Annotated in this window: 21 protein-coding genes and 1 pseudogene; 12 read left to right on the plus strand and 10 right to left on the minus strand. The window is 69.5% G+C overall.

Annotated features, from left to right (window positions below):
• Both ACFJGX_RS14355 and ACFJGX_RS14360 read right to left on the minus strand, forming a co-directional pair.
• Positions 1 to 687, minus strand: coding sequence for a tyrosine-protein phosphatase (locus ACFJGX_RS14355; RefSeq protein WP_382326421.1), 687 nt, complete (start codon positions 685 to 687; stop codon positions 1 to 3).
• A gap of 27 nt (positions 688 to 714) precedes the next feature.
• On the minus strand, positions 715 to 2,820 hold the full coding sequence (locus ACFJGX_RS14360; RefSeq protein ID WP_382326423.1) for an AsmA family protein: 2,106 nt from the start codon (positions 2,818 to 2,820) through the stop codon (positions 715 to 717).
• Positions 2,821 to 3,050: 230 nt separating this feature from the next.
• Here ACFJGX_RS14360 and ACFJGX_RS14365 point away from each other — a divergent pair, with 230 nt between their 5' ends.
• The 6 genes from ACFJGX_RS14365 to ACFJGX_RS14390 all read left to right on the plus strand — a co-directional run bounded on the left by ACFJGX_RS14365 (position 3,051) and on the right by ACFJGX_RS14390 (position 8,570).
• Positions 3,051 to 4,187, plus strand: coding sequence for an MlaE family ABC transporter permease (locus ACFJGX_RS14365; RefSeq protein ID WP_382320480.1), 1,137 nt, complete (start codon positions 3,051 to 3,053; stop codon positions 4,185 to 4,187).
• Positions 4,188 to 5,003 carry an ABC transporter ATP-binding protein gene (locus ACFJGX_RS14370; RefSeq protein WP_382320477.1) on the plus strand — a complete coding sequence of 272 codons (816 nt, stop codon included), beginning with the start codon at positions 4,188 to 4,190 and terminating at the stop codon, positions 5,001 to 5,003. It begins immediately after the preceding gene.
• Positions 5,000 to 6,037: an MlaD family protein gene (locus ACFJGX_RS14375; RefSeq protein WP_382320475.1), complete on the plus strand. Its 1,038-nt coding sequence runs from the start codon at positions 5,000 to 5,002 to the stop codon at positions 6,035 to 6,037. Before ACFJGX_RS14370 ends, ACFJGX_RS14375 begins: the two co-directional genes overlap by 4 nt.
• Before the next feature lie 11 nt (positions 6,038 to 6,048).
• Complete coding sequence (locus ACFJGX_RS14380) at positions 6,049 to 6,645, plus strand: membrane integrity-associated transporter subunit PqiC (protein ID WP_382320473.1); 597 nt, start codon at positions 6,049 to 6,051, stop codon at positions 6,643 to 6,645.
• Between the two features lie 120 nt (positions 6,646 to 6,765).
• A complete protein-coding gene (locus ACFJGX_RS14385) occupies positions 6,766 to 7,857 on the plus strand; it encodes a methyl-accepting chemotaxis protein (RefSeq protein ID WP_382326425.1) in 1,092 nt (363 codons plus the stop codon).
• Complete coding sequence (locus ACFJGX_RS14390) at positions 7,797 to 8,570, plus strand: methyl-accepting chemotaxis protein (RefSeq protein ID WP_382328710.1); 774 nt, start codon at positions 7,797 to 7,799, stop codon at positions 8,568 to 8,570. Before ACFJGX_RS14385 ends, ACFJGX_RS14390 begins: the two co-directional genes overlap by 61 nt.
• Before the next feature lie 24 nt (positions 8,571 to 8,594).
• Here ACFJGX_RS14390 and ACFJGX_RS14395 read toward each other — a convergent pair whose 3' ends face one another.
• Complete coding sequence (locus ACFJGX_RS14395; RefSeq protein ID WP_382326427.1) at positions 8,595 to 9,581, minus strand: NADPH:quinone oxidoreductase family protein; 987 nt, start codon at positions 9,579 to 9,581, stop codon at positions 8,595 to 8,597.
• Between the two features lie 125 nt (positions 9,582 to 9,706).
• Here ACFJGX_RS14395 and surE point away from each other — a divergent pair, with 125 nt between their 5' ends.
• From surE to rlmD, 5 genes are all read left to right on the plus strand, one after another.
• Entirely contained in the window at positions 9,707 to 10,486 is a 780-nt protein-coding gene (surE, locus tag ACFJGX_RS14400; RefSeq protein ID WP_291116305.1) for a 5'/3'-nucleotidase SurE, read from the plus strand.
• Positions 10,483 to 11,352, plus strand: coding sequence for a protein-L-isoaspartate(D-aspartate) O-methyltransferase (locus tag ACFJGX_RS14405; protein ID WP_382320469.1), 870 nt, complete (start codon positions 10,483 to 10,485; stop codon positions 11,350 to 11,352). Before surE ends, ACFJGX_RS14405 begins: the two co-directional genes overlap by 4 nt.
• A 167-nt stretch (positions 11,353 to 11,519) precedes the next feature.
• The gene (locus ACFJGX_RS14410; RefSeq protein ID WP_382320467.1) at positions 11,520 to 12,344 is read left to right on the plus strand and encodes a peptidoglycan DD-metalloendopeptidase family protein; all 825 of its coding nucleotides are present in this window, start codon (positions 11,520 to 11,522) and stop codon (positions 12,342 to 12,344) included.
• A gap of 13 nt (positions 12,345 to 12,357) precedes the next feature.
• Positions 12,358 to 13,143: a 3'-5' exonuclease gene (locus ACFJGX_RS14415; RefSeq protein WP_382320465.1), complete on the plus strand. Its 786-nt coding sequence runs from the start codon at positions 12,358 to 12,360 to the stop codon at positions 13,141 to 13,143.
• A gap of 12 nt (positions 13,144 to 13,155) precedes the next feature.
• Positions 13,156 to 14,652 (plus strand): 23S rRNA (uracil(1939)-C(5))-methyltransferase RlmD, encoded by a 1,497-nt coding sequence (gene rlmD, locus ACFJGX_RS14420; RefSeq protein WP_382320463.1) that lies wholly within the window; start codon positions 13,156 to 13,158, stop codon positions 14,650 to 14,652.
• Position 14,653: 1 nt separating this feature from the next.
• Here the strand turns inward: rlmD and ACFJGX_RS14425 are convergent, their stop codons facing one another.
• Both ACFJGX_RS14425 and ACFJGX_RS14430 read right to left on the minus strand, forming a co-directional pair.
• Positions 14,654 to 14,992, minus strand: a complete 339-nt coding sequence (locus tag ACFJGX_RS14425; RefSeq protein WP_382320461.1) for a hypothetical protein — start codon at positions 14,990 to 14,992, stop codon at positions 14,654 to 14,656.
• Between the two features lie 139 nt (positions 14,993 to 15,131).
• A complete protein-coding gene (locus tag ACFJGX_RS14430) occupies positions 15,132 to 15,827 on the minus strand; it encodes a Bax inhibitor-1 family protein (RefSeq protein ID WP_382156898.1) in 696 nt (231 codons plus the stop codon).
• Between the two features lie 249 nt (positions 15,828 to 16,076).
• Here ACFJGX_RS14430 and ACFJGX_RS14435 point away from each other — a divergent pair, with 249 nt between their 5' ends.
• Entirely contained in the window at positions 16,077 to 16,484 is a 408-nt protein-coding gene (locus tag ACFJGX_RS14435) for a heme-binding protein (protein WP_382320459.1), read from the plus strand.
• A 150-nt stretch (positions 16,485 to 16,634) separates the two neighbouring features.
• On the opposite strand, the gene hemP is transcribed toward ACFJGX_RS14435, so the two are convergent.
• The 5 genes and pseudogenes from hemP to ACFJGX_RS14460 form a co-directional block, all read right to left on the minus strand.
• Positions 16,635 to 16,847: a hemin uptake protein HemP gene (hemP, locus tag ACFJGX_RS14440; protein WP_382326429.1), complete on the minus strand. Its 213-nt coding sequence runs from the start codon at positions 16,845 to 16,847 to the stop codon at positions 16,635 to 16,637.
• Positions 16,844 to 17,258, minus strand: a pseudogene (locus tag ACFJGX_RS14445) (ExbD/TolR family protein). The gene hemP and the pseudogene ACFJGX_RS14445 overlap by 4 nt, the downstream one beginning before the upstream one ends.
• 9 nt (positions 17,259 to 17,267) lie before the next feature.
• The gene (locus tag ACFJGX_RS14450) at positions 17,268 to 18,020 is read right to left on the minus strand and encodes a MotA/TolQ/ExbB proton channel family protein (protein ID WP_382156906.1); all 753 of its coding nucleotides are present in this window, start codon (positions 18,018 to 18,020) and stop codon (positions 17,268 to 17,270) included.
• 26 nt (positions 18,021 to 18,046) lie between these two features.
• Positions 18,047 to 18,700 carry an energy transducer TonB gene (locus tag ACFJGX_RS14455; protein WP_382320454.1) on the minus strand — a complete coding sequence of 218 codons (654 nt, stop codon included), beginning with the start codon at positions 18,698 to 18,700 and terminating at the stop codon, positions 18,047 to 18,049.
• Positions 18,701 to 19,023: 323 nt separating this feature from the next.
• Positions 19,024 to 20,145 carry an alpha-hydroxy acid oxidase gene (locus tag ACFJGX_RS14460; protein ID WP_382326431.1) on the minus strand — a complete coding sequence of 374 codons (1,122 nt, stop codon included), beginning with the start codon at positions 20,143 to 20,145 and terminating at the stop codon, positions 19,024 to 19,026.
• Positions 20,146 to 20,210 lie beyond the last annotated feature (65 nt).

A 20,210-nucleotide genomic window follows, 5' to 3' on the forward strand; every position in this document is an offset into this window, starting at 1 on the left:
TCAGGCCTCGAGCAAGGCGGCGCGCAGCCGCTCCAGCTCGCGTGGGCCCAGGCCCATGGCGCTTTCCAGGTAACGGGGCAGGCCGCCGAACTCCTGCTCGATGGTGGTGAAGGCCGCGTCGAGAAAAGCGGGCTGCACGCTCCAGAGCACGTCCATCACATGCGCCGGGCCGCGCGCTTCCACCAGCGGGCTGCGCACGTAGAGGTGGTTGGTGAGCAGGTAGTCCTGCACGATGTCGTTGCGCGAAACGCCCAGCGCGCTGAGCAGCAGCGCGGCCGCGAAGCCGGTGCGGTCCTTGCCGGCGGTGCAGTGGAACACCAGCGGCGTGGGCTGGTCGAGCAGGTGGCGGAAGAAGCGCGCGTACACCGGCGCGCCTTCGCGCGCGAAGCCCCGGTAGGTCTGGCACATCAGCGCCACGGTCTCGGCCTCGGTGGGCACCTGCTGGGCCGCGAGCAGTTCCTGCACGCGGTGCACCACGGTGGGTTCGATCGACAGCGCCAGCGTGGTCAGGCCCTCGACCTCGGAGGGAAGGGTGGCGCTTTCGGCCACGCCACGGAAGTCGATGCGGTGCGTGACGCCCAGGCTTTGCAGCGTGGCCCGGTCTTCGGGCGTGAGGCCCGCGAGGTGGTCGGAGCGGTAGACGCGGCGCTGGCGCACGCGCCGCCCGTCCAGGCCGGCGCTGCGCACCGAGGTCGCGGAAATTGGAGGCGCTGTTCAGCAGGCGCGCGGGAATGGGGTTGGACTGGGTCGACATCCGGCCATTGTGCCCCCGGCATGTGTCAGGGTTTTTTGGCCGGTGCGGGCGCGGTGGCGCACCAGCACGCAGGGGTCGCCCCCGGTCTTGTCGCCCTGCTCAATCAAGGGGATCACCGCTGCCGCCGGGCCCGCCGCCGCGCCCAGCGCGAGGGCACCGAGCACCCGGCCCGCCAGGCGCCGGCCCTCGATGCCCACATCGGGGTTGCCCAGCGTGCCGGTGACGGTGATGGGCGTGCGCAGCGAGAGCGGCGACCAGTCCTTGGGCTTGGCGACCAGGCGCAGGGCCATCGACTCGTCGCGCAGGTTGACGTGGCCGTCGATGCGCACGGTGCTGTCGCGGTTGTCGATCACCGCCAGCCGGGGTTCGAGCACGCCGTTGCGCGCCACCATGTCGAAGCGCGCGCAGTTCAGGGGCAGCGGGTGGTCGCCCCGGATCAGCACGCCCAGGGCCTGCGCCAGGTCCAGGCCCATGGCCTCGGTGGCCAGGTGGGAGATGGTGCCGTCGCGCAGCGTCAGATCGACCGGGCCGTTCAGCGAGCCCAGGATGTCGGCCGTGGAGTTGCCCGCGCCGCGCACGTCCAGCTTGGCGGAGAGCACGCCGGTGACATAGGAACGCACCGCCTGTTCACCGCCCTGGCGCGCCTGTTCACGTTCCTTCTTCAGGGCCTTGGTGGCGTTGGCCGAGGGGGCGGGGGGCGCGGCGTCCTTGCGCATCCCGCGCATCCAGCCGGCGATGTCCACGCCGGCGACGTCCAGCCGCGCCTGCCATTTCGCGGGTTGCGCGTTGGCGTCGAGCTGGGTCATGCCCTTGAACTGGCCGCCCGACACCGAGGCCTGCAAGTCGTCCAGGCGCAACACGCCCGCGTCGAGGTGGATGCGGGTCTTGAGTCCCTTCAAGGGCGCCATGGCGTCGGTGCCGAAGTCCACTTCATCGATCGCCACGTTCACGTCGGCGTCCATCACTTTCAGCGAGGGCAGGTCGAAGCGGCGCTGCGGCAGCACGCGGCCCTGGGCTTGCTGCTGCGGTGGCGCCTTGGCGGTGCCGCCTTCGCCACCGATGGCCGGCCCCAGGTCGGCGAACGCGAGCTTGGGGCCGGTGAGCTCGCCCGTGAGGCGGCGCGGGCTGGTGAGCTGGTGAAAGCGCAGGTCGCCCGCGAGGCGGCTGCTGCCGATGGTGGCGCGCGAGGCCTGCAGGCGCCACACGCCGTCGGCTTGCGAGAGCCGGCCGCGCAGGTCGAAGGGCGGGGTCTGCGGCAGGGTGATGCCCAGCGGGCGGCCCACCTCGGCCAGCGAGCGGCCCTGGAACGACAGCGCGCCATCGAGCCGGGGTGTGCCCAGCAAGGCGGCGGCCTGGCCGTCGAACAGCAGCTTGGCCGAGGCCACCGTGCCCGCCACGCGCACCGGCACCCACTGCGCATCGGGCGCGGCCTCGGGGTCCTGCAGCAAGGGCAGGGTGCTGCCCGCGCGCACCTGCAGGTCCATGGGCATGGTGCGGTAGCGGCCCTTGAAGGTGGCCTCATAACCCGAGGCGGCGCCGGTCACGGCCTCGCCTTCGCTGCCTTTCACGCCGATGGCCAGATCGACGTCCTGCACCGCATCCTTCCAGGCGACCTGGCCCTGGCCGATCACGAGCGAACCGAAGCGCGGCAGGCCACCCAGCGGATCGCTGTTCTCTTCGGCGCGAGGCTTGTCGTCCTTATTGCCCAGCTGCCAGTTGGCGTCGCCACCGGCGATGCGCATCAGGTGCGCGTCGAGCTGATCCGCCTGCAGCCGCTGCAGCAGCAGGCGATCCCCGCGCTGCCAGCGCCAGATGTCGCCCCAGTGCCAGACCAGGGTGATGTGGCGCGCATCGAGCAGATGGGGGGCGCCGAAGCGCGCGTCCGAGGCGATGCGCAGGTGCTCCACCTCCAGTCGGGGCCGCCACAGCAGGTGCGTGCGCACCTGGCCCTGCATCTGCACCGGCACGCCGACGCCGCGCGTGGCGGCGTTCTCGATGGGTTGGCGCAGCACGGGCCAGCCGCTGTATTCGCCCCATGCCACGCCCAGAACGAGCACGGTGAGCACGCCACCGGCGATCCAGAGGGTTCGAGGGCGTCGCCTCTTCGATGGGGGAGGGTTGGTCTGAGCGTCCACGCTTCATTGGAACGCAGCATGGGCCGGATCGTTCGGTTTCGGCCCGATGACGCGGCCTTGTCCTACAGGGCGGCGGCGGCCAGCCCGCAGGCCGGTCGATAGAATCCAGATTCCGAATCTGAATGGGTTCTTCCATGCGCGATGCCCCGAGCGGAGATGCCGTGTCGGACACGATGGAGGTGAATGACGAGACGCATGCCCCGGATGCACGCTGGCTCTCACAAGGCGACGACTGGGTGTTGGAACTCAGCGGCGCCTGGCGCGAACACAGCGCCCCTCTCCCCGAGCTTCCGGCCACCGAGGTCGTGGGCGCCGTGCGCGTCCACGCGGACGGCCTGCGCTCGTGGGACGCGCCCCTGGCTTCCGCGCTGTGGCATCAGATCGAACCCTTCGCGCGTCGCGGTGCGGATGTCGATCTGCAGGCCCTGCCCGAAGGCCTCCAGCAGATTCTGGCGCTCGCGCTGGACACCCCGCCCCCCGCCACGGCGGCCCCGGCCGCCACACGCGGCCGCGTGGCCCGCCTGGGTGCGCGCGTCACGGCCTGGTGGGCCCTGCGCCGCAAGACGCTGACCTTCTTCGGCGAGGTGCTGCTGTCCCTGGGGCGGTGGCTGCGCGGGCGCAGCGACATGCGCGCCTCCGACCTCGCGTGGCAGATCGAACAGACGGGGCCGCGCAGCCTGCCCATCGTGGCGCTGGTGTGTTTCCTGGTCGGTCTCATCGTGGCCTACATGGGCGCGGCCCAGCTGCAGCGCTTCGGTGCGCAGAACTACATCGCCGACCTCGTGACGGTGGGCGTGGTGCGCGAGGTCGCGGCCCTGCTGGTGGGCATCGTGCTGGCCGGTCGCGTGGGCGCGGCCTTCGCGGCGCAGATCGGCAGCATGCGCGCCAACGAAGAGGTGGATGCGCTGGCCACCATGGGCGTGAACCCGGTGGACTTCCTGGTGCTGCCCCGCGTGCTGGCGCTGCTCATCGTCGGGCCCATGCTGACCGCCTTCGGCGCGCTGGTGGGCATGGCCGTGGGCTGGCTGGTGGCGGTGGGCATCTATGGCGTCACACCGCTGGAGTACGTGTACGCCAGCGCCCAGGCCATCACGCTGCCGCACGTGGTGGTGGGGCTGATCAAGGGCACCACGTACTCGGTGCTGGTGGCGCTCGCGGGTTGCCTGCAGGGCATGGCGGCGGGGCGCAGCGCGCAGGCCGTGGGCGACGCGACGACGGCCTCGGTGGTGCAGGCCATCGTGTGGATCGTGGTGGTCGCTTCCGCGCTCACTGTGGTGTTTCAACGCCTGGACTTCTAGATGAACGAACACCTGCACGCCCATCCCGCCCCGCCCGAGCCCGGTGCGGAACCGCTGGTGCGCGTGGAGAACCTGACCATGGCGTTCGGCAGCAACGTGATCCAGCGCGACCTGAATTTCGAGATCCTGCCTGGCGAGGTGCTGGCCCTGGCCGGCGGCAGCGGCTGCGGCAAGAGCACGCTGCTGCGCCACCTCATCGGCTTGCAGGTGCCGGCCAAGGGCCGGGTGCTCTACGGTGCGCAGGACCTGTACGCGGCCGACGACAAGGAGAAGGCCGCGCTGCTGCGCTCCTTCGGCGTGATGTTCCAGGCCGGCGCGCTGTGGAGCAGCATGACGGTGGGCGAGAACGTGATGCTGCCCATGCAGGTGCTGACCGACATGGAGCCCGAACGCCGCGAACAGGAGGCCCGCTTCAAGCTCGCGCTCGTGGGGCTGGCGGGCAGTTTCGAGGCCGAACCCGCCACGCTGAGCGGCGGCATGCGCAAGCGCGCGGCCATCGCGCGCGCCCTGGCGCTGAATCCGCAACTGCTGTTCCTGGACGAGCCCTCCGCTGGCCTGGACCCGCTGACCTCCGCCCACCTGGACGAACTGATCATGCACCTGCGGGACGACCTGGGCACCACGGTGGTGATGGTCAGCCACGAACTCGAGAGCATCTTCGCGCTGGCCGATCGCCTGCTGTTCCTGGACGCCCAAAGCAAGACCATGACGGCGCTCGGCCCGCCCAAGGCATTGCGGCAGGACGGCCCGGAGGAGGTCCAGCGCTTCCTGCGCCGCGGTGCCGCCGCCCCCGTCAAAGAGGAAACCCCATCATGAAGCGCAAGGCCAATCCCACCCTCATCGGCACCTTCGTGGTGGCCGGCCTCGCACTCATCGCGGTGGCCATCATCACGCTGGCCGGCAGCAGCTACTTCACGCGCAAGGAGCGCACCGTGATGTACTTCAGCGGCTCCGTCTACGGCCTGCAGGTCGGCGCGCCGGTGGTGTTCCGTGGCGTGCGCGTGGGCAGCGTGGAGTCCATCGAGGTCTCCTACAACCGCGAGACCGACGCCTTCTCCATCCCGGTGGTGGCCTCGCTTGACAGCGATGCCCTGCGTGGGCTCGATGGCAAGCACGGCGATGCGGCTTCCGATTCCGAACTGGCGCTGCCCGCGCTGGTGGAGCGGGGCATGAGCGCGCAGCTCTCCATGCAAAGCCTGCTCACTGGCCTGCTCTATGTGGACCTGGATCTGCGCCCCAAGCGCGCGGCCAGCACGCATGGCACGCGGCGCGGCCTGACCGAAATCCCGACCGCGCCCACGGCGATCCAGACCTTCCGCGACCAGCTCGAAGGCATCGACCTGCGCAAGATCACCGACGACCTGGCGGCGATCGCGGCTTCGGCCCGCGCCGTGATCTCGGGGCCTCAGCTCAACCAGGCCCTGAGCGACCTGGCCGAGATCACCGCGACCTTCAAGCGCGTGTCCGAGCGGCTCGACAAGCGCCTGGACCCGCTGGCCAACGAATTGCAGCGCTCGCTCGTGTCCACCCGCACCGCGATGGACGGCATGGAGAAGGCGGCCAAATCGGTGAACGAGAGCGCCGTCGGTTTTGGCCGCACGTCCGAGCGCGTGTCCGACCTGCTGGCGCCCGACGCGCCCCTGGTGCAGAACCTGCAGCGCGCGGCCAACGAGGTGAGCCGCACCGCGGGCGCGCTGCGCGAGGCCACCGCGGGCGATTCGCAGCTGATGGTGGGGGCCGACCGCGCGCTGGACGACCTCTCGCGCGCCGCCCGCGCGCTGCGCGACCTGGCCGAGGCCCTGGAACAACAACCCGATGCGCTCCTGCGGGGCAGAAAGGTCAACGAATGAACCGCCCAGCCATGAACCGACGCGGCCTGCTCGCCGCCCTGGGCCTGGCGCCCGTGGTGTTCGCCGCCGGTTGCGCCGGCACCGATGCGCCGCCCACGCGCTGGTACGAGCTGCGCGCCGAGCCTCCGGAACCCCGGCCGGCGCCCCGCCCGGGCAATGGCGCGGTGTGGGAGGTCTCCGGCCTGGTGCGCCTGCCCGGCTCCCTGGACCGGGACGTGCTGATGGTCTCCAGCGGCGCGTCGTCCCTGCTGCCGCTGCCCGGGCACCGCTGGGCCGAGCCGCTGCGCGAGAGCGTGCCACGCCGCCTGGTGGCCGACCTGGCCCTGCTGCGGGGGGAGGGCCTGGTCTGGCGCGCGCCCGCGCCCTCGGGGGCGAACGTGACGCGGCAGCTGCGCGTCGAGATCGATTCGCTGATGGCCGACAGCGGCCGGCGCACCCTGCGCCTGCAGGCCCGCTGGTGGCTCACCGACCTGCGCGGCGGCGCCACGCCGCCCACGCTGGGTCAGGCCGACATCGAGGTCCCGCTGACCGACGGCTCGCCCGACGCCCTGGCGGCCGGCCACCGCCTGGCCGTCTGGCGCCTGGCGCAGCGCATCGCGGGCGGCTGAACGGGGCCTCGAGAGGGCCGGTCCCGAGGGGGACAGCGCGTTCGTCGGCTGGATTTCAGTGCCGGCGGTTCATGTCGATAGGCCGGAGGTGACCCGATCCTTTTGCCTGAACCTCCCAACATGAACCTCTTTCGCCACATGACCGTGAACGCCAAACTCTGGACCGGCGTTCTTGCCATCGTGCTCGCCCTGGGCGCGATGTTGTCCTTCACCGGCACCCGCTCCAGTGCCTTGACCAAGGAAGCCGACGAAGTGCTCGGCCGGATGTCCGACAAGACCGTGATCGCCACGGAATGGGCCGGCCTGACCGAAACCAACGTGACGCGCGTGCAGGCCTCGATCCTGAGCACCGACCCGTCCATCGACCAGCTCTACAAGGACGTCATTCCCGTGGGCGTGGCCTCGATCTCCGCGCTGCAGAAGCGGCTGGACGCGATGCCGATGAACGACGCCGAGAAGGCCCAGCTCGCGAAGATCGCCGGGCTGCGCCAGGCCGTGCTGGGCTCGCTGGCCAAGGCCAACGAGATGAAGAAGAACGGTGACACCGCCGGGGCCGTGGCCGAAATCACGTCCCGCTTCAACGCGGCCGTGCCCCCCTACGTGGCGGCGCTGCGCGAGTTCGCGCAGATGCAGGTGAGCATGCAGGCCGAGGCCCAGGTGAAGTTCGCCGCCGATCGCGCCAGCAACCTGACCATGGCAAGCGCGCAGATCGGCCTGCTGATCCTGGGCATCATCGCGGGCGCCTTCTTCCTCATCCGCAACATCCGCACGCCGCTGCGCGAAGTGGTGGCGTTTGCCGAACGCGTGGCCGGCGGCGACCTGACCGCGCGCATCCGCAACGACCGCCGCGACGAGTTCGGCGCGATGACCAAATCCCTCTCCGACATGCGCGATCGCTTGGTGCACGTGGTGGCCGACGTGAAGCGTGGCACCGAGAACATCACCGTGGCGGCGCGCGAGATCGCTTCGGGCAACAACGACCTCTCGGCCCGCACCGAACAGACCGCCGCCAACCTGCAGCAGACCGCCGCCAGCATCGAGCAGATGTCGGGCGCGATCCGCCAGTCGGCCGACTCGGCGCGCGTGGCGACCAGCTGGCCGACGTGGCCGGCCAGAGCGCCCAGAAGGGCGGCCAGGTGGTCAACGAAGTGGTGTCCACCATGGAGGAGATCAACCAGGCCTCGCGCAAGATCAGCGACATCATCGGCGTGATCGATGGCATCGCCTTCCAGACCAACATCCTGGCGCTGAACGCGGCGGTGGAAGCCGCGCGGGCCGGCGAACAGGGCCGGGGCTTCGCCGTGGTGGCTGGTGAGGTGCGCAACCTGGCGCAGCGCAGCGCCCAGGCGGCCAAGGAAATCAAGGTGCTGATCGGCGCCAGCGTCGACAAGGTGACCGCCGGCACCGAGCTGGTGGGCCAGGCCGGCCAGACCATGGGCGAGATCGTGGAGAACGTGGTGCGCGTGCGCGACATCATCGGCGAGATCGCCTCGTCGTCGAGCGAGCAGGCCGAAGGCGTCAACCAGATCAACGCCTCCGTCTCCAACCTGGACCAGATGACGCAGCAGAACGCGGCGCTGGTCGAGGAAAGCGCGGCCGCCGCATCGAGCATGAACGACCAGGCGCTGCGCCTGTCCGAGGTGGTGCGCATCTTCCGCGTGGACGCGGCCGATGCGGCCAGCTCGATCGCTCAACTGAACGTCAACGACCTGCACAAGCGCGGCAACGCCGTGGCCGCCAAGCCGGTGGCCGCAGCGGCAGCCGCGCCGAAAGCGGTACCTGCTTCCGTGAAGGCCGTGGCCAAGGCACCGGCGGCAAAGCCCGCCGCGGCCCCTGTCGCGGTGGCGAAGAGCCTCAAGCCCGCGCCGGTGGCCGCTCCCGTGCCCGCGACGGCGGGTGGCGCGGACGACTGGGAATCGTTCTGAACGAAGAAGGCTTCGCGGCCTTCTTCAGTTCACCATCACCAGCTTGCCCTTGACCGAACGCGATCCCATGATCGCGTAGGCCTTGTGCAGCTCGCTCATGGGCAGGGTCTGGTCGATCACCGGCTTGACCTGGCCCTTGGCGTACATGCCCGCCAGCGCCTGCATCATCTCGGCGTTGGCCTTGGGTTCGCGGCGCGCGAAATCGCCCGAGAACACGCCCACCAGGCTGGCGCCCTTGAGCAGGGTGAGGTTCAGCGGCAGGGCGGGAATCGGGCCGCTGGCAAAACCCACCACCAGATAACGGCCGCGCCAGGCGATCGAGCGGAACGCGGGCTCGGCGAAGTCCCCACCCACCGGGTCGTAGATCACGTCCGGGCCCTTGCCGTCGGTGAGCTGCTTGATCGCATCGCGCAGGCCCTCCTTGGGGGTGTGCACGCTGTAGTTGATGGTGGCGTCCGCCCCCAGCTGCTGGCACAGCTCGCACTTCTCGTCGCTCGAGGCGGCCGCGATCACGCGCGCCCCGGCGGCCTTGGCGATCTGGATCGCCGCCGTGCCCACGCCGCCGGCAGCGCCCAGCACCAGCACGGTCTCGCCGGCCTTGAGCGCGCCCCGGTCCATCAGCGCGTGCCACGAGGTGGCGTAGATCATGATGAAGGCGGCCGCGTCCACCGCCGGAAAGCCGGGCGGCAGCGGCATGCACAGCGCGGCCGGTGCGATGGTGTGGGTGCCGAAGCCACCCGTGCCGCTCAGGCAGGCCACGCTCTGGCCCACCTGCAGGTGCTTCACACCTTCGCCCACGGCGCGCACCACGCCGGCGTACTCCGAGCCCGGCACGAAGGGCAGGGCGGGCTTCATCTGGTACTTGTTCTGCACGATGAGCAGGTCGGGGAAGTTCAGGCTCGCGGCCTGGATCTCGATCAGCACCTCGCCCGCCTTGGGCGCTGGCGTGGGCAGTTCCTTCCAGGTCAGGGCGTCGACGCCCACGGGGTTTTCGCAGAGCCAGGCATGCATGGTGTGTCCTCGTTCAAATGGTCATGAAACCGTTCCATGATAGGCAGCGGGGGCCGTCTTCCGCAGCGGGTAAGCCCCTTGCGTGTCCCGGGCGTGACCGGGGCGATCCACCTAAAATCGCGGCAATGAAAATACTCATCTCCAACGACGACGGTTACCAGGCGCCCGGCATCGTGGCGCTCTACGAGGCCCTCAAGGGGCTGGCCGAGGTGGAGGTGGTGGCCCCGGAGCACAACAACAGCGCCAAGTCCAACGCGCTCTCGCTGCATTCGCCGCTTTACGTGCACACGGCCTACAACGGTTTTCGCTATGTGAATGGCACGCCGGCCGACTGCGTGCACATCGCGCTCACCGGCCTGCTGGGCTACCGGCCCGATCTGGTGGTCTCCGGCATCAACAACGGCGCCAACATGGGCGACGACACCATCTATTCCGGCACTGTGGGCGCGGCCATGGAGGGCTACCTGTTCGGCGTGCCCGCCATCGCCTTTTCACAGACCGAAAAGGGTTGGGGCCACCTGGAAGACGCGGGGCAGATGGCCGCGCGCCTGGTCTCGCAGCTGCTGCCCTCGCTGGAAAACGGCCCGCCCGCCGAGCCCTGGCTGCTCAACGTCAACATCCCCAACCGGCCGCTGGCCGAGCTGCGCGGCTTCAAGGTGGCGCGCCTGGGCCGCCGGCACGCGGCCGAGCAGGTGATCTCGCAGACCAACCCGCGCGGCGACACCATGTACTGGATCGGCAGCGCGGGCAAGGCCAAGGACGACGCCGAAGGCACGGATTTCCACGCCTCGCTGCAGGGCTATGCCACCATCACGCCCCTGCAGGTGGACCTGACCGACCACGACCGCCTCGCCTACTGGGCGCCCACGGCCGCGAGCCTGTCCACGGGTGGTGCCGGCTCGTGAAGCGCGGTCTGCCGGTTCCACCGTCACCGTCTTCCGCCCCCGCGGCGGGCGCGAAGCCCAGGCCGGGTTTTCCGGCGCGCCTGCCCGCCGCCGCGCCCGCACCGGTGCCGCGCAACCAGCTGCAGCCCCGGCCGGCGGCGCGCGCCGTGGCACCGCCGGCCCTGCCGCAGCCCAAGGCCGCGCCCCGGGTGCCGGTACACCCGGTGGCGCCCACCGGCGTGGGCATGGAATCGCAGGCGGTGCGCGCCGCCATGGTGCGCAAGATCCAGGGGCAGGGCGTCACGCACCCGGGCGTGCTGGCGGCCCTGCAGGCGGTGGAACGCCACCGCTTCGTCGATTCGGCGCTGGTCAACCAGGCCTATGAAGACACCAGCCTGCCCATCGGCCTGGGGCAGACCATTTCCAAGCCCGGCGTGGTGGCGCGCATGCTGGAGCTGCTCTGCCAGGGCCGCGGCGAGAAGATGGGCCGGGTGCTGGAGATCGGCACCGGTTGTGGTTACCAGGCCGCCTTGCTCAGCCACCTGGCGCGCGAGGTCTACAGCATCGAGCGGCTCAAGGGGCTGCACGAAAAATCGCGCGAGAACCTTCGCTGGTTCCGCCTCTCCAACCTGCACCTGCTGTTTGGCGATGGCATGCTGGGCTACCCCAAAGGGGCACCCTATGCGGCCATCATCGCGGCGGCGGGTGGCAACGACATTCCGCAGGCGTGGATCGACCAGTTGGCCGTGGGTGGCCGGCTGGTGGCGCCCGCGGTCACGGCGGCCGGTCGGCAGAACCTGGTGGTGGTGGACAAAACCGCCACCGGCATCGTCCGCACCGAGCTGGAGGCCGTGCTCTTTGTGCCTCTAAAATCGGGTGTCGCATGATGTTGCACCGCCTCCCGGGCGGTGCAACGTGTCTTTTTCAGGGCCCTGACCGCGCAGGCGGCCAGGGTTCCTTGCAATTCGTGGGAGTTTTCATGAACAAGCGTGTTTTCCAATGCTCGGGGCGTCCCCAGGAGTCGGGTCGTCCTGCATGGCGAGGCGTCGCGGTCATGTCCATGCTGGCGGCGCTGATGGTCGCCGCCGGTTGTTCCTCCACCCGCCTGGACCGCCCGGCGCCCGTGGAAGACCGAGGCGGTTCCGCCGGCCCCCGCCCGGCCGAGGTGGTGCCCATGCCGGGCGCCGAGAACGCCGGCAAGCCGGGCTACTACACCGTCAAGGCGGGCGATACCCTGTTCCGCATCGCGCTGGACAACGGCCAGAACTGGCGCGACATCCAGGCCTGGAACAACCTCACCAACCCGAACGCGCTGGAAGTGGGCCAGGTGCTGCGCGTGCAGCCGCCGGGCGCCACCACCACGGCCACGGCACCGACAGGCCCCACCACGAGCCCGGTGACCAGCTCGGGCGTGGCCTCGCGGCCCCTGTCGGAAACCGCGCCCCCCGCGGCCTCCACCTCGCCCACCACCCCGCCGGCCCCGGCACCCGCCCCGGCCGCGGGCGGCGCCGACGAGATCAGCTTCATCTGGCCGGCCCAGGGCACCGTCATCACGCCGTTCGACGAGGCCAACAACAAGGGCGTGTCCATCGCCGGCAAGATCGGCGACCCGGTGGTCGCGGCGGCCGATGGCCGTGTGGTCTACGCCGGTGCCGGCCTGCGCGGCTATGGCAACCTGATCATCCTCAAGCACAACAACACCTACCTCACCGCCTACGCCCACAACCAGGCGCTGCTGGTGCGTGAGGACCAGGCCGTGCGCCAGGGCCAGAAGATCGCCGAGATGGGCAGCAGCGACACCGATCGCGTGAAGCTGCACTTCGAGGTGCGCCGCCTGGGCAAGCCGGTCGACCCGATGGGCCACCTGCCCAAGCGCTGAACACCGGCGCGGCATGGCCTGGCCGGTTCTCGTCTTCGACATCGAGTCCATTCCCGATGTGGCCGGGCTGCGCGCCCTGCGCGGCGCGGCGCCCGAGTTGACCGACGAGCAGGTCCACGCTGCCTGGCTGGCCGAGCGCAAGGAAAAGGGCCAGAGCGACTTCGTGCCGCTGCACCTGCAGCGCGTGCTGGTCATCAGCTGCGTCTTCCGCAACGCCGAAGGCCTGCGCATCCACTCCTTCGTGGACCGCGACGGGCAGAGCGAAGGCAAGGTGGTGCAGGCCTTCTTCCATTCCATCGAGAAGCACACGCCCCATCTGGTGAGCTGGAACGGGGGCGGCTTCGACCTGCCGGTGTTGCACTACCGCGGCCTGCGCCATGGCGTGGAGGCCAGCAAGTACTGGGACCTGGGCGAGGACGACCGCGAGTTCAAGTGGAACAACTACATCAGCCGGTACCACATGCGGCACCTGGACCTGATGGACCTGCTGGCCATGTACTCGCCCAAGAACAACGCGCCACTGGACGCCATGGCCAAGCTCTGCGGCTTTCCAGGCAAGCTGGGCATGGACGGCTCGCAGGTGTACGCGCAGTACCTGGCGGGGCAGACCGAAGAGATCCGCCGCTATTGCGAGACCGACGTGATGAACACCTACCTGGTGTACTGCCGTTTCCAGAAGATGCGCGGCGGGTTGACCGAGGCCGAATACGAGCAGGAAATCGCCATGGTCAAGGAGACGCTGGGCAACCTGGCCCCGGCCGAGCCGCACTGGGACGAGTACCTGCGGGCCTGGGCCTGAGACAATCGGGGGATGACAGCGTCCTCCCTCCACGAAAACAGCCTTCTCACCACCGCCAGCACCGAGGCGGCCCACGAAACAGCGGCCAGCACCCTGCCTGAGGGCTGGCTCGCGATCGAATCTCTCGACATCGATGCCCAGGGCATCGCCCGCCGGCCCGACGGCAAGGTGGTGTTCATCGAAGGTGCGCTGCCCTTCGAGCAGGTCAGCGTGAACGTGCATCGCAAGAAGAACAACTGGGAAGCCGGCACGGTGACGGCGATCCACCGCGAATCCTCGCAGCGCGTGCGGCCCGGCTGCCCGCACTTCGGCCTGCACGCCGGCGCGTGCGGCGGCTGCAAGATGCAGCACCTGCACGAGGCCGCCCAGGTGGCCGTCAAGCAGCGCGTGCTGGAAGACAACCTCTGGCACCTGGGCAAGGTCAGGGCCGAGACCATGATGCGCCCCATCGAAGGCCCGGCCTGGGGCTACCGCCACCGCGCGCGCCTCTCGGTGCGCCACGTGCACAAGAAGGGCGAGGTGCTGATCGGCTTCCACGAGCGCAAGAGCCGCTATGTGGCCGACATGAAGGTCTGCCCGGTGCTGCCCGCGCACGTGAGCGACATGCTCATGCCCTTGCGCGAACTCATCTTCGGCATGGACGCGCGCGACACCTGCCCGCAGATCGAACTGGCCAGCGGCGACGACGTGACGGCGCTGGTGCTGCGCCACCTGGAGCCGCTGAGCGAGGACGACCGCGCCCGCCTGCGGGCCTTCGGCCTCCAGCATGGCGTGCAATGGTGGCTGCAGGCCAAGGGGCCGGACACGGTCAAGCTGCTCGACGAGGGTGGGGCGGTGCTCTCGTACTCGCTGCCCGAGTTCGGCATCACCATGCCGTTCAAGCCGACCGACTTCACCCAGGTCAACCCGTACATCAACCGTGTGCTGGTGGTGCGCGCCCTGCGCCTGCTGGATGCGCAGGCGCACGAGCGCGTGATCGACTGGTTCTGCGGCCTGGGCAACTTCACCCTGCCGATCGCCACGACGGCGGGCGAGGTGCTGGGCATCGAAGGCAGCGAGGCCCTGGTGTCGCGCTCCCGCGAAAACCTGGCGGGCAACCAGGCCGGCCGGGACCGCGCGCTCGCGCCCACCACCTTCGCGGCGCGCAACCTGTTCGAAATGACGCCCGAGCAACTGGTGGCCGATGGCGTGGCGCAGAAGTGGCTGGTGGACCCGCCGCGCGAGGGCGCGTTCGCGCTGGCCAAGGCCATGGCCGACCTGCACCAGAACCCGGCCCTGCGCGGTGACTGGACGCCGCCGCAGCGCATCGTCTACGTGAGCTGCAACCCGGCCACGCTCGCGCGCGACGCGGGGCTGCTGGTGCACCAGGCGGGTTACCGCTGCGTGGCGGCGGGGGTGGTCAACATGTTTGCCCACACGGCGCACGTCGAGAGCATGGCGGTGTTCGAGCTGGACCCGTCGAAGGTGCCGGGCGCCGATGCGGCGCCGGCGGTGGCCGACGAGGGCTGAATCAGGACTTCTGCGATTCGGCGCCGGGCTTGGCGCCGTCGGCTGCGGCAGGCGCGGCGCCGGACTCGGTTTCGGAGGGCATGCCCACCACCGAGTTCTCGCGCATGTACTGGTCCATCTCGCGCCAGCCGGCGAACACGGCGGCCTTGCCGGCGCGCGGGTAGTTGCTGAAGCAGCTTTCGATGCTGCGCACCGCATGCCGGCAGGCGCTGCCGATGGCCTTGCCCTCGGCTTCCTTCTTGGCCGCGACCTGCGTGGCGGTCTCGATGCCCAGCGCTTCGCAGCCGGTCAGCAGGCTGACGGCGGCCAGGAGGCAGAGGGTGAGGGCGGTGTGTCGCATGGCTGTGCAGTGGGTTTCAGCCTTGTTTCGGCGCCTGGGGCCCGAACTTGACGCCCCAGGCGGCAAAAATGTCACATTGCCCGTGCGACAGGCCAAGAAAAAGGACCCGAAGGTCCTTTTTCGATGGGCGAGGGCCCGTTTACTCGCGGTCGCCGCCGAACATGCCCAGCAGCATCAGCAGGCTCTGGAAGATGTTGAACAGGCTCAGGTACAGGCCCAGGGTGGCGGTGATGTAGTTGGTTTCGCCGCCGTCCACGATGCGCTTGAGGTCGTACAGCAGGTACAGGCTGAACACCACGATCGCCAGGGTGGCGATCACGGCCATGCCGGCCGGGCTGCCCACGAACACGTTGATGATCGCGCCGATCATGATGGCCAGGGCGCCCACGAAGAGCCACTTGCCCAGACCGGAGAGGTCGCGCTTGATCACGGCCGAGAGGTTGGCCATGATGAAGAACACGCCGGCCGTGCCGCCAAAGGCGGTCATGATCAGGCTGGAGCCGTTGGAGAAGCCCAGCACCGCCGCCAGCAGGCGCGAGAGCATCAGGCCCATGAAGAAGGTGAAGGCCAGCAGCACGGGCACGCCGGCGGCGGAGTTCTTGGTCTTCTCGATCGCGAACATGAAGGCGAAGGCGCCGCCCAGGAAGACGATCAGGCCCAGGCCGCCCGTGAGCGCGGCGGTGATGCCGGTCTGCACGCCGATCCAGGCGCCCAGCACGGTGGGCAGCATGGACAGGGCCAGCAGCCAGTAGGTGTTGCGCATGACTTTGTTGCGCAGCGCATCGGAAGAGACGGCGGTGCCGAAGCGGCCGCTGGTCTGTGCTTGGTCGGTCATGGTGGTGATCTCCTTCATCATCTGACGCCCTAGGCCGGTCGCTGCGCGTCGGAATGACGCGCAACCGGCGAAATTGCATTGTAGGAGGCTGGTCCGCCGTGAGCACCCGGCGCGGGACAACGCATTTTTGGTATGGTCACTTGTGACCTCTGGTGTGCCAATGCACGCGTTATCGTTCGCACTTTGCGCCCGGGCGGTAAGCTCCCGCTCTGCAATTCCTTCTCTGATCCCCCATTTAGGACCAAGTTCATGAAAAACAAGGCAATGCTCGAAATCGCCGACGTCAAACTCATCGCCGCCGCGGCCGAAGCCGAGGCCGTGAAGAACAACTGGGCCGTGACCATCGCCATCGTGGACGACGGCGGGCACCTGCTCTGGCTGCAGCGGCTGGACGGCGCGGCCGCGATCTCGGCCCACATCGCCCCCGCCAAGGCCCACACGGCCGCGATGGGCCGTCGCGAGAGCAAGATCTACGAAGACGTGATCAACCAGGGCCGCATGTCCTTCCTGAGCGCGCCCACGCTCTCGGGCATGCTCGAAGGCGGTGTGCCCATCCTCAAGGATCGCCAGTGCCTGGGCGCGGTGGGTGTGAGCGGTGTGAAGTCGACCGAAGACGCGCAGATCGCGCGCGCGGGCATTGCTGCGATAAACTTGTGAGCTTTGCCGGGTGGCACACCCGAAAAAAGTGCCTGGCTAACGGGACCTTCGGCCCCTTGGCTGGCTAAAAACGACGCGCGGGGATGGTGATGTCCCCGGGTCGCCCCACGATGAAAAAACGGTGCGAGGCGGGCTTGCGCTGCCGCCTGGTTACTTGGTGAGGATCAGCTTGCCCTGCCGCGTCGCGTGCAGCCGATAGAGCGATCCGTTGTGATGAATCGCCACCACCTTCTGGCCGCGAAGCAGTTCGGCGCTGGGCAGCACCGGCACGGGATGGCCTTCGTGCAGGAGCTGCAGCGTCGTCGGCGCATCGGATGCGGTTGCGTTGGCGGGCGCGGGGGTGGTGTCCGGGTTCGGGTTCATGGCGTGCCGGGTTCCGTGATGAAGCCGATCTTGCGCACGCCGCTGCGCTGCGCGCTGGCCGATGGCTTGCGCCACGCGCTCATAGCGCACCGCCTTGTCGCCACGGATGTGCAGCTCGGGCTGGGGATCTTGCGCGGCCGCCGCCGCGAGGCGGTTGGCGAAGTCGGCGTCTTCCACGCGCTGGTCGTTCCAGTAATAGACACCGTCCGCATCCACCGACAGGCGGATGTTCTCGGGCTTGTCCAGCACCTTCTCCATGCTCGCCTGGGGCAGCTCGATGTTGACCGAGTGCTTGATCACGGGCACGGTGATGATGAAGATGATCAGCAGGACCAGCATGACGTCGATGAACGGGATCATGTTGATCTCGCTCATCACCTCGTCGCTGTCCGATTGGGTTCCGATGGCCATGGCGGGTCCTTACGAGGCCTTCTTCATCGGCAGCACCTTGCCGTCGGCCGCGCCGGCGGTGACGCGGGCGCCGGTGACGAAGTAGGCATGCAGGTCGTGTGCGAAGCGGTTGAGCTGGTGGCTGATGCCCTTGTTGCCGCGCACCAGGGCGTTGTAGCCCAGCACGGCGGGAATGGCGACCAGCAGGCCGAGCGCGGTCATGATCAGCGCCTCGCCGATCGGGCCGGCCACGCGGTCGATGCTGACCTGGCCGGCCGCGCCGATGCTCAGCAGGGCGTGGTAGATGCCCCAGACGGTGCCGAACAGGCCCACGAAAGGCGCGGTGGAGGCCACCGAGGCGAGCACCGACAGGCCGCTCTGGGCGCGGGCGGTGTGGTCGTCCACGCTCTTGCGCAGCGAACGCTCGACCCAGTCGCTGACGTCCAGGCTGTCGTGCAGCTGGCGCTGCGGCGGCGTGCCGTTGTGGCCGTCCTTGTGCAGGATGTGGCGGGTGGCTTCGCGGCCTTCCAGGGCCACGCTGCGGAAGGGGTTGCCTTCGGACGAGCCCAGCTTGTCCAGGCCTTCGGCGAAATCGGCGCTGTGCCAGAAGCCTTCGATGCCCTTGGCCTGGGCGCGCTGGGCGCGCTGGTCCAGGGCCTTCCACAGGATGATGACCCAGGTGGTCAGGGACATCGCCAGCAGCACGATCGCCACCGAGCGGGTGACCCAGTCACCTTGTGTCCAGACGTGGGCCAAGCCCGTCGAAGCGATTTGCGGATCCATGATTCTCTGACTCCAGGGGAAGAGGTTTATTCCAAAACGAAATTGATCGGGATGTTGAACCACATGGCTTCAGCCACCCCGTTGCGCTTGCCCGGCACATAGCGCCAGCGCAGCACGGTCTGTACGGCGGTCTGGTCCAGCCGGTCGAAGCCGCTGGAGGTGCGGACCTCGGCCTTGCTGGCCGTGCCGTTGGTCTCGATGAACACGCGCACCACGACCTTGCCCTGTTCGCCCATGCGCTTGGACAAGGCGGGGTAGGGCGGGCGCGGGTTGTTCAGGTAATCGGCGCTGCTGGAGGGCAGCTCCACGCGCGGCGGTGCGGGTGGCGCTGGCGGCGCGGGCGGGGCCGGTGGCGCGGGCTCGGCGGCCACGACGGGCGGCGCGGGTTCCGGGGGCGCCACCACGGGCGCCATGGGCGAGGGCTCCTGCTGCAACACCGGTTGCGGCGTGGGCTCGGGGCGCGCGATGGGCTTTGGCTTGGGCTGGGGCTTTTGCACCGCAGGCGCAGGCGGTGGCGGCTCGGGAATGATCTGCGGCTTCGCCGGCTCGATGATCTCGGCCAGCACTTCGACCGGGATCACCATCTCCACGGCGCGGCGCAGCAGACCGCTCTGCAGAGCCCAGACGGCCAGCACATGAAAGCCCACCACCGCGCCCACCACCAGGATGCGGCGGTTCATGCGGCGCGGTGGGGCGTCAGGCGAGGGGGAGATGGGAGGCGCCATGGTGGCGCTGGCGGTCGGCATGGTGAAGTCGGAAGAGGCTCGGCAGGACGGTGGCGTGGGGCCGTGGTGAAGGCCTCGTTATGAACTATCTGTGTCGAAAAATCCACCACGCGGCGATCAGCATGAGCATGAGGCTGGCGCCGAGGACAGCGAGGCCGGTGGTCATGGAAATCCCTTTCGCGTGGGTCGACAGTGCGACGTGTGACAGGAAACTGCTATCGATTCTAAACGAGAATGTTTCGCATTCTCATGATTGTGCCAAAAAAAGAGCGGTTTTTTTAGCGGCCGGTGGGCGCCAGCACCGTGGAGGCCTCTGCCAGCGTGCGGCAACCGGTGAGCGCCATCGCGATTTCCAGCTCGTCGCGCAGCAGGCGCAGCACATGGGCCACGCCGGTCGCGCCCGCGGTGGCCAGGCCGTGCAGCACGGGGCGGCCCACCAGCACCGCACTCGCGCCCAGGCCGATGGCCTTGAGCACGTCGGTGCCCCGCCGGATGCCGCCGTCCACCAGCAGGGGCAGATCGCCTTGCACGGCTTGCGCGATGCGGGGCAGGGCGTTGGCTGTGGTGATGGCGGTGTCGAGCGTGCGCCCGCCGTGGTTGGACACGATCAGCCCCGAGGCGCCGCAGGCCACTGCCTGGCGGGCATCGTCGGGATGCAGCACGCCCTTGAGCAGCACGGGCAGGCGCGTGATCGAGCGCAGCCAGGCCACGTCGTCCCAGCTGGGCGCGTGGGTGAGCAGGTCGTCGAACAGGGCGCTCTGGCCCGCGGCCAGTGTGTGGGGCGGCGGGTGGCGCAGGCCAGTGAGGTTGACCGCACCGATGCCGGCCGGCAGCCGAAAGCCGCTGCGCCGTTCGCTGTCGCGAGCGCCTTGCACCGACGCGTCCACCGTGAGCACCAGCGCTTCGAAGCCGGCGGCTTCGGCGCGCTGCACGAGTTCGGCCGTGAAGCCCCGGTCGGGCTGCAGGTAGAGCTGGAACCACAAGGGACCGCGCCCAGGCTCCGGCAGGAAGCGGGCCGCGATCTCGTCCAGCGGTGCCGATGCCTGGGTGCTGAACACCAGGCCCGCGCCCAGTGCGGCGGCGGCCAGGGCGGTGGCGTGTTCGCCATCGGGGTGCGCCAGGCGCTGGTGCGCCATGGGCGCGACCAGGATGGGGTGGGCGAGGGTTCGGCCGAGCAGCTCGACGCGGGTGTGGCCCCCGGCCAGAGGCTTGAGCACGCGGGGCAGCAGCTCCAGCGCGCGCCAGGCCTCGATGTTGCGGGCGAAGGTCAATTCGTCGGCCGCCGCGCCGAACAGGTAGGCCCAGCTGGCCTCGTCCAGCACGCCGCGGGCGTGGCGCTCGTGATCGGCCAGGGTGGTCACGCCCGGGGGCAGGGCTGGGTGCGTGTGTTGGGGCGTCATGGGTTCGTGGGTGGGCGGCGGGCCTGGGAGCGGTGCAGCAAAAACAGGAGCAGAGCCTTTGGGGG

The sequence above is a fragment of the Hydrogenophaga sp. UC242_50 genome (assembly GCF_042697355.1).
GTDB lineage: Bacteria > Pseudomonadota > Gammaproteobacteria > Burkholderiales > Burkholderiaceae_C > Hydrogenophaga.

What these genes read in the sequence shown, in the direction of transcription:
- rlmD (WP_382320463.1), top strand. Translation starts at nt 13,156, where the DNA reads ATGACAGCGTCCTCCCTCCACGAAAACAGCCTTCTCACCACCGCCAGC.
- ACFJGX_RS14425 (WP_382320461.1), bottom strand. Translation starts at nt 14,992, where the DNA reads ATGCGACACACCGCCCTCACCCTCTGCCTCCTGGCCGCCGTCAGCCTG.
- hemP (WP_382326429.1), bottom strand. Translation starts at nt 16,847, where the DNA reads ATGAACCCGAACCCGGACACCACCCCCGCGCCCGCCAACGCAACCGCA.
- ACFJGX_RS14385 (WP_382326425.1), top strand. Translation starts at nt 6,766, where the DNA reads ATGAACCTCTTTCGCCACATGACCGTGAACGCCAAACTCTGGACCGGC.
- ACFJGX_RS14395 (WP_382326427.1), bottom strand. Translation starts at nt 9,581, where the DNA reads ATGCATGCCTGGCTCTGCGAAAACCCCGTGGGCGTCGACGCCCTGACC.
- ACFJGX_RS14410 (WP_382320467.1), top strand. Translation starts at nt 11,520, where the DNA reads ATGTCCATGCTGGCGGCGCTGATGGTCGCCGCCGGTTGTTCCTCCACC.
- ACFJGX_RS14415 (WP_382320465.1), top strand. Translation starts at nt 12,358, where the DNA reads ATGGCCTGGCCGGTTCTCGTCTTCGACATCGAGTCCATTCCCGATGTG.
- ACFJGX_RS14435 (WP_382320459.1), top strand. Translation starts at nt 16,077, where the DNA reads ATGAAAAACAAGGCAATGCTCGAAATCGCCGACGTCAAACTCATCGCC.
- ACFJGX_RS14375 (WP_382320475.1), top strand. Translation starts at nt 5,000, where the DNA reads ATGAAGCGCAAGGCCAATCCCACCCTCATCGGCACCTTCGTGGTGGCC.
- ACFJGX_RS14380 (WP_382320473.1), top strand. Translation starts at nt 6,049, where the DNA reads ATGAACCGACGCGGCCTGCTCGCCGCCCTGGGCCTGGCGCCCGTGGTG.
- surE (WP_291116305.1), top strand. Translation starts at nt 9,707, where the DNA reads ATGAAAATACTCATCTCCAACGACGACGGTTACCAGGCGCCCGGCATC.
- ACFJGX_RS14460 (WP_382326431.1), bottom strand. Translation starts at nt 20,145, where the DNA reads ATGACGCCCCAACACACGCACCCAGCCCTGCCCCCGGGCGTGACCACC.
- ACFJGX_RS14450 (WP_382156906.1), bottom strand. Translation starts at nt 18,020, where the DNA reads ATGGATCCGCAAATCGCTTCGACGGGCTTGGCCCACGTCTGGACACAA.
- ACFJGX_RS14370 (WP_382320477.1), top strand. Translation starts at nt 4,188, where the DNA reads ATGAACGAACACCTGCACGCCCATCCCGCCCCGCCCGAGCCCGGTGCG.
- ACFJGX_RS14430 (WP_382156898.1), bottom strand. Translation starts at nt 15,827, where the DNA reads ATGACCGACCAAGCACAGACCAGCGGCCGCTTCGGCACCGCCGTCTCT.
- ACFJGX_RS14455 (WP_382320454.1), bottom strand. Translation starts at nt 18,700, where the DNA reads ATGAACCGCCGCATCCTGGTGGTGGGCGCGGTGGTGGGCTTTCATGTG.